Source organism: Candidatus Palauibacter soopunensis (assembly GCF_947581735.1).
GTDB classification, from domain to species: domain Bacteria; phylum Gemmatimonadota; class Gemmatimonadetes; order Palauibacterales; family Palauibacteraceae; genus Palauibacter; species Palauibacter soopunensis.
Window position 1 is genome coordinate 1 of sequence record NZ_CANPVT010000015.1, and the last position, 6,792, is coordinate 6,792.

Consider the following 6,792-nt stretch of genomic DNA (forward strand, 5'->3'; position numbering starts at 1 on the left):
TGCCCTACTGGGGCTGGCTCGACGACGGCCGCACCTGCCTGACCCGTTCGGGCGAACTGGTCGCGGCGGGCCGGATCCGGCCCGCCGCACTGGACGGCCGCACGCCGGAGCAGATCGACCGCGTGCTCGGGCTTTGGCAGCGGTTGATGTCGGGCCTGAGTTCCTACACGCGCCTCCAATTCCACATGCTCCGCCGCCCCAGCCTCGCCGACGGTCCGGGGGACGGCGGTTCGGACATCGCGTCCCTTTCGGGCCGCAAGCGAAGCGCGTTCCTCGCCGAGCGCGTCCAGCGGCTCGACGCCTTCGTGGTCTGGTCCCACGACCCGGGCCTCCGCCCGGCCGGCGGGGGTTCCGGGCCGGGACCGGTGAATTGGCTCAAGCGGCTTCGGAAGCGCGGAGGCAAGACGGCAGCCACCTACCTGGCCTCGGAGATCGAGGCGGCGGCGGGCCGGTTCCGGGCCATGATCGACGCGGGCCGCTCGCTCGTGACCGAGCACACGCCGGTCGAGATGCTGGGAGCCCTTGAGGCTTCCCGGCTGCTGTCCGAACTCATCAACCGCCCCGGCACGTTCTGGGACGGTGCGACGGGCAGCGGCATGAACTGGCGGCTCGCGCTGTCGGAGTTGGAGGCGGAGCGGTCGCACCTCCGGCTGGACGGCGAGCCGGTCATTCTGTATTCGCTGCTGTCGCCGCCGGGCCAGGCGCACGCGAACCTCCTCCGCGACCTGTACTGCCTGGACGCAGTGACGACCGTCTCGCTCGAATGGCGGCCGTGGACGGTGGAGGCGGCGCGGCGCCGGATCCGAGGCGCGCAGCGCCACTACTTCTCGCGGCGCTACTCGATGATGGCGCACGCCCAGGACGCCCAGGGCACGGCGGCGGCGATGGTCGATTCCGCGGCGGCCGCCGAGTCCGACCGTCTGGGAGCGGCGCTCGTCGAACTCGAAGCCGACGGCGTGGCCTACGGCGAAGCGTCGCTGACCGTGGCGCTCCACGGCGAACTGGAACGGATAGAGCGGCTGGACGGAGACGTGCGCCGCCTGTTCGCCGCGCACGACGCGAAGGTCATCCGCGAGGGCTACGGCCAGCTTCCCGCGTGGTTCGCCCGGCTCCCGGCGCAGCCGCGCAAGCGGCAGGTGCGGAAGGTGTTCGTATCGGCGGGCCTCGCGGCGTGCCTTGCGCCCGTGTTCGGGCCGCCCAAGGGAAACCGTAGGAGCCGCCATCTGGACCGCGAACCGCTGGCGGTGTTCGAGACGCCGTGGCGCACGGCGTACCGCTACGACCTGTTCTGTGGCGACGTGGGCCACACGCTGATCTTGGGCGCGACGGGCTCGGGCAAGAGCTTCACGCTCAACTTCCTGCTGGTCGAGGCGCTCAAGTACGATCCGCGCATCCTGATCCTGGACCTCGGCGGCTCCTACCGCTGGCTGACCCGGTTCCTCGGGGGCCGGTACCTGGAGCTCGCGCCGGGAGAAGCGGAGCCGACGCTCCGGCTCACACCCTTCGCGCTGCCCGCGACCACGCGGACCTTCCAGTTCCTGACGGGCTGGGTGCTCCGGCTGTTGAAGCTGGGCGGATACGATCCCGACGGCGCGGACACGAGCGAGATCCGCGCGCGGATCGAGGACCTTTATGCGCTCGGGACGGAGCGCCGGACGCTCACCGGGCTGGCCGGTTCGCTCCCGTCCGCGATGTGGCCCGCGCTGAGCCGCTGGACGGAGGGCGGCGCGTGGGGCGCGTTCTTTGACAACGCCCCCGCGGGCGGGGCGGACATCGAGTTCCGGGACTGGCAGGTGATCGACTTGGCGGGCGCGGCCGAGCACGCGGACCTGTGCGAAGCGGCACTGTCGTACCTGCTGGAACGCATGCGCCTGGAGATCGAGGACCCGGCCGAGACGGCGCGGCTCAAGCTGATGGTCGTGGACGAGGCGTGGCGGTACATGCAGGACCCCGCCGTGCTGAACTACCTGGCCGAGGCGGCCAAGACGTGGCGGAAGAAGAACGCCGCGCTCGTGCTCGCGACGCAGTCCGCCGTGGACGTGACGGGGACGCCGGGCGCTTCGGCGCTCCTCGAATCGATCCCCACCAAGCTGTTCCTCGCCAACGCCGAACTGCCCGACGAGGCCGGGGCGCTGTTCCGGCTGAACGAGTCGGAGGTCGCCCGGATCCGGGCGCTGACGCCCAAGCGCGAACTGTATCTCCGCCGCCCGGACGAGGCGGCGGTGCTCCGCCTCGAAGTCGATCCGGAGAGCTACTGGCTCTACACCTCCTCGCCGCTCGACGCCGAGAGGCGCGCCGAAGCCGTGGCGAGGCACGGGCTGGTCCGGGCGCTCGAAGCGCTCGCGGGCCGAACCCATCCCACCCCACCAACCGAGAGGACGTGAACACCATGAAAGCAACCCCGACCGCGGCGATCCTGCTCGGGATCGTCGTTGTACTGCTGACGCTGCTTCTGGCCGTGGTTCCCTGCGATGCCGCCGCGCAGCAAGCGACCACCGATGCCGCCCTGCTCCGCGTGCCGGTGCCGCAGGAAGGCGAAGAGCGGATCCCCCGGCTCCGCGCGCGCGTGCGCCATACCACGGTCATCGTGCTTCCGGCCGGGGAGCGCATCCTCGACTTCGTGGCTGGCGACTCCGAGTACTGGCACCTGACCGGCGCGGCGAACGTCGCGTACCTGAAGCCGCTGGCCGAGGACGCGGCGACCAATGTCGCGCTCGTCTGCGAGTCGGGGCGCATCTACTCGTTCCTTGTCTCGGAAAGCGGCGAGAAGCCGCCGCATCTCGTGGTCCGCGTCGAGGCGGGTGCGGAGGGGGAGGCCCCGTCCGGCGCTCCCGGGTTCGTCGCCCGGAGCGAGGTCTCCGCCTATCGCGAAATGGCGGCCGAGGCGGTCGAAGCCGCGCGCCGCGCACAGGAACAAGCCGAGGCGGGGATCGTCGAGGCCCGCCGGCGAGCCGAAGCGGAGATCGAGGCGCTCCGCGCCGAGTATCCCACACGCATTGCGTTCGAGTACCGCCTTGACCGCGCGGCCACCCGGCGACCGTTCCTGGTCGAGGCGATGTGGCACGACGGCAAGTTCACCTACATCCGCTCGGGTCGCGAGGAGTCGTTCGGGGTGTACGAGCTGAGGGACGGCGAGCCCGCGGTCGTCCCCGTTCAGCTCGCCGGCGACGGCCTCTACATCCTGCATCGCGTGGTGGGCGACGGGTGGCTCCAGATCGGCGACCGTCGGGCCAGGTGGCGGTTCGAGCCCCGGGAGGGTTCGAGATGAGCCTCTGGAAGCGGTTGGTGAAGGAGCCGAAGGGCGCGCTTCCGGGCGGCATGGTCACGAAGGCGGGGGTCGTCCTGATCGCCGTGCTGGTTGCCGGACTGCTGTTCTCGTCATCGCTCGCCGGTCCCGGTGAAGACGCCACCGCCGCCGGAGCGCCGGTGCAGCCGCGGGCGGTGAACGACCGGGAGGGCCGGTCGTTCGATGCGGGCATCCGCGACGAGACGCAGCGCGAGACGCAACGGGCCGCAGCCGATTCCCGCGACAGTCCGCCGGACAGCGCGGCCGGAGCCCCCTCCGGCGCCGGGTCCGCCGGGGCGAATGACGGCGCAGGCGGCCGAGCCCCCGGCATGGGCCGCGCCGAGTTCGAGTTGCGCGAGGCGCTCCGGCTGGAGGAGGTCGAGCGCAGGACGCGCTCGCTCCGCTCGTTTCCCGTCGCGCAGTCGCACCGGGATCCGAACGGATCCACCGATGCCGCGGCGTCTCCCGTGGCGCCCGAGTCTCCCGACGCCGTACTCGACGGCGCACTCGCGTCCCTCGGGCAGTCCCTCGCCGCCCTTGAGGCCGAGATGGCGGCCGGACTGGCGGGCGGAGGGCTGCCGCCCGGCGTGGGCGGTTCGGCGGCGCGGACTGGTCTACCCGCGTCCGGCGCCTCCGAGCCCGTCCGTCTGGTCCGGCCGGTTGACCCGCCGGGCTGGGAACGCATCCACGAGGGCACGTTCCTGGAGGCGGTGCTGGTCACCCAGTTGTCGGGCGAGTTCCCCGGCCCGGTGCTCGCCATGGTGTCGGCGCCGCTCTATTCGGCCGACCGCCAGCGGGTGCTGGTCCCGCGCGGCGCGCGCGTCGTCGGCACGGCACGGGCCGTCCAGAACCGGGACCAGACCCGGCTTGCCGTCTCGTTCCACCGGCTGCTGCTGCCCGATGGAAGCTGGATCGACCTTGAGTTCGCCGGCCTCAACCAGACGGGCGAGAGCGCGCTCCGCGACCAAGTGAACCGCCGCTACCTCTCGACGTTCGCGGCCGCAGGAGCGGTCGGCGCGCTGAGCGGTCTCACGCTGGCCGGAGCCTCGCCCTACGGACTCCAAGCAGGCGTCGGACAGGGGCTCGGAGGCAGCGCCACCTCGATGCTGGACCGGTATCTCAACCGACTGCCCGAGATCACGATCCGCGCGGGCCACCGGCTCCGCATCTGGTTCACCTCCGATGTCCTCGTCCCCACCCCTCCGACAGACCGATAAGAGAAAGGACTTGTCCATGCGATTCCGTTCCCTCGCCACCGTTTTCCTCGTGCTGCTCCTGATGCTGGCCAGCGCCGCTCCCGCGAGCGCGCAGTTCGACTTCGGGAGCTGGTTCCAGCGGGCCACGATCATCGCGAACCAGATCACGCAGATCTCGCACCAGGTCACCCAGATCCGGTCGATGGCCCGCCAGCTTACGGAACTCGAAGACCAGCTCGACCACATGGAGCGCGCCGCCAAGGGCGAGATCGACGCGCTCCTCCGACCGTTCTCCGACCTCGCCGCCGATCCCGTCGGCCTCGTGCGTGACGGACTCGGTTGGCGGTCCGACTTCACGGGCGCAGCCCGAGGGACGGTCGATGCCGTCCGCGCGATGGGGACCGGGCGCTCGTTCACGCGACACTGGCGCACCGCCCGCAACGCGGCCGACCGGGTGTCGGATGCCGACATTCTCGCTCTGTTCAGCAACCTTCCGCCGCAAGCCGCGACGCGGGCGCTGGAGAACCACCGCAGCGCCCGCGAGTCCGCCGACCGGCAGCGCGTGCTCGACTACGCGGCCCTCGACGCGGCGGCGGCGCTCGCCGGGACCATCGAGAGCGCGCAAGGCTCGTTCGGCGACCTCACCGCGAATGGGAACTTGTCCAACACGGCCCTCCAGCAGGCCGGGGTGGCGGCCTCGCTGAGCCAAGGGAGGATCAACGCGGCGCTCGGCCAAGTGCTCGCCCACGAAGCCGCTCGCGAGGCGAGCCGTGCGCGGCAGGCCGAACTCGCCCACCTCGAATGGCTGGGTCGTTGGCACGACGGCCGGGCGCGGGCGAACGCGCTCGCCGGGACGATGCGGAACGCGGCTTCGCTGAACCGGGCCGCGCTCCGAGACGGGCTCCTGTTCCGCGTCCCCTCGTTCTACCGGTAGGGCGCGACGGCCATGCAACTGCCCCCGCAGTCCATCGACCCGAACGTCCCGGCGCAGATCCCCGCCGATCAGCTTCAGGACTTCAAGAGCTTCCTCGACGTGGTGCTCGACACCGTCGTCGGCGGGGCCGCGCCCGACGTTCACACGCTCGGGCTCCAGCTCTGGGGCGGGCTCGCCGCCGTCATGGTCGCCTGGACCGGACTCAAGATCGCGTTCAGCGGCACGTTCCAGCCCTGGGAGATCATCAAGCTCGTAATCGGGATCGCGATCCCCCGCACCCTGCTCCACTACTATGTCGTCCCGATCCCCGGCGTCGGGCTGACGTTCCCCGCCATGATCGCCGGAGGCGGAATCTGGCTTCAGAACTTGTTTCTGTCCGACGTGGTGTCGGCAGGGTACACCGAGATGACCGCGCTCGTGCAGGCGTACTCCGCGCACCTGAGCGCCGCATGGTCCACGGGGAACCTGCTCTCGATCGTAACGGCCGGCGCGACCGTGATCTTCTCCTCGCTCATCACGCTCGTGATGGGCGCCTCGCTCGTGGTCTGCCTGCTGGCGCTGTTCTGCGTCACCTACGCGCAGGTGATCTGGGCGCAGGTCGCCATCGCCATCGCGATCCTGCTCGGTCCGGTGTTCATCGCGTTCCTGCTCTTCGAGCCGCTCGCGTTCCTGTTCTGGGGATGGTTCCGGACCATGATGGTCTACACGCTCTACGGCGTCGTGGCCGGTGCCGTGCTCAGGGTCTTCATGGGCGTCGGCATGGGCTACATCACGACCTACGCCGATGCCCTGATGGGCACCGGCACGGCGGACCCGTTCGAGCTCTGGCTCTGGGCCGTCGTCCTCATGCCGCTCGTCGTCTCCGGCCTCATGGCCGGGCTCAAGGTCGGCGAACTCGCCTCGATGCTCGTCTCCGGTTCCGGCTCGTCCGGGTCCGGGTTCATGGCCCTCGTCATGCGCGGAGCGGGCGGCGCGGCCGCCCCCGCCAAGCCCCCCGTTTGAACTGAAAGGAGATCCAATGATGAAGCGAGACCGTGACGCGGGCCGCGAGTACGCCGAGATCTGGGGCGAGGCGGTCCAAGCGAACCGGAAGCTCCGGACGATCCTGACCTTCCTTTCCGCGAGCATCGTGCTTGGCGTCTTCGTCCTGCTTCGGATCGCGGGCGCCGAGCCGCCCAAGCCCATCGTCGTCCGGGTGGACGAAGTGGGCCGCGCCGAGGCGCTGTCCTATGAGGCCGCCACCGCGCAGGCCGATCCGCTCGATCCCACGACAAAATACTTCCTGAACCGGTTCGTCCACGACTTCCACTCGCGCAGACGCGCGACGGTCCAGGAGCAATGGACGCGGAGCCTCCGGTTCCTGAGCACGGACCTCG

At 70.8% G+C, this 6,792-nt stretch carries 6 protein-coding genes; all 6 read left to right on the top strand.

The annotated features are described in order from the left end of the window. On the top strand, positions 1-2,384 hold a 2,384-nt coding region (locus RN901_RS06280), incomplete at its 5' end, for a DUF87 domain-containing protein (protein WP_310757078.1). A gap of 5 nt (positions 2,385-2,389) precedes the next feature. Then, positions 2,390-3,268: a TrbG/VirB9 family P-type conjugative transfer protein gene (locus RN901_RS06285; protein ID WP_310757080.1), complete on the top strand. Its 879-nt coding sequence runs from the start codon at positions 2,390-2,392 to the stop codon at positions 3,266-3,268. After that, complete coding sequence (locus RN901_RS06290; RefSeq protein WP_310757082.1) at positions 3,265-4,503, top strand: TrbI/VirB10 family protein; 1,239 nt, start codon at positions 3,265-3,267, stop codon at positions 4,501-4,503. The genes RN901_RS06285 and RN901_RS06290 overlap by 4 nt, the downstream gene beginning before the upstream one ends. A gap of 16 nt (positions 4,504-4,519) precedes the next feature. Continuing rightward, positions 4,520-5,416 carry a hypothetical protein gene (locus RN901_RS06295; protein WP_310757084.1) on the top strand — a complete coding sequence of 299 codons (897 nt, stop codon included), beginning with the start codon at positions 4,520-4,522 and terminating at the stop codon, positions 5,414-5,416. A 12-nt stretch (positions 5,417-5,428) separates the two neighbouring features. After that, positions 5,429-6,418, top strand: coding sequence for a type IV secretion system protein (locus tag RN901_RS06300; RefSeq protein ID WP_310757086.1), 990 nt, complete (start codon positions 5,429-5,431; stop codon positions 6,416-6,418). A gap of 16 nt (positions 6,419-6,434) precedes the next feature. Further along, positions 6,435-6,792 (top strand): VirB8/TrbF family protein (locus tag RN901_RS06305; RefSeq protein WP_310757088.1); only part of this gene is annotated, 358 nt, incomplete at its 3' end.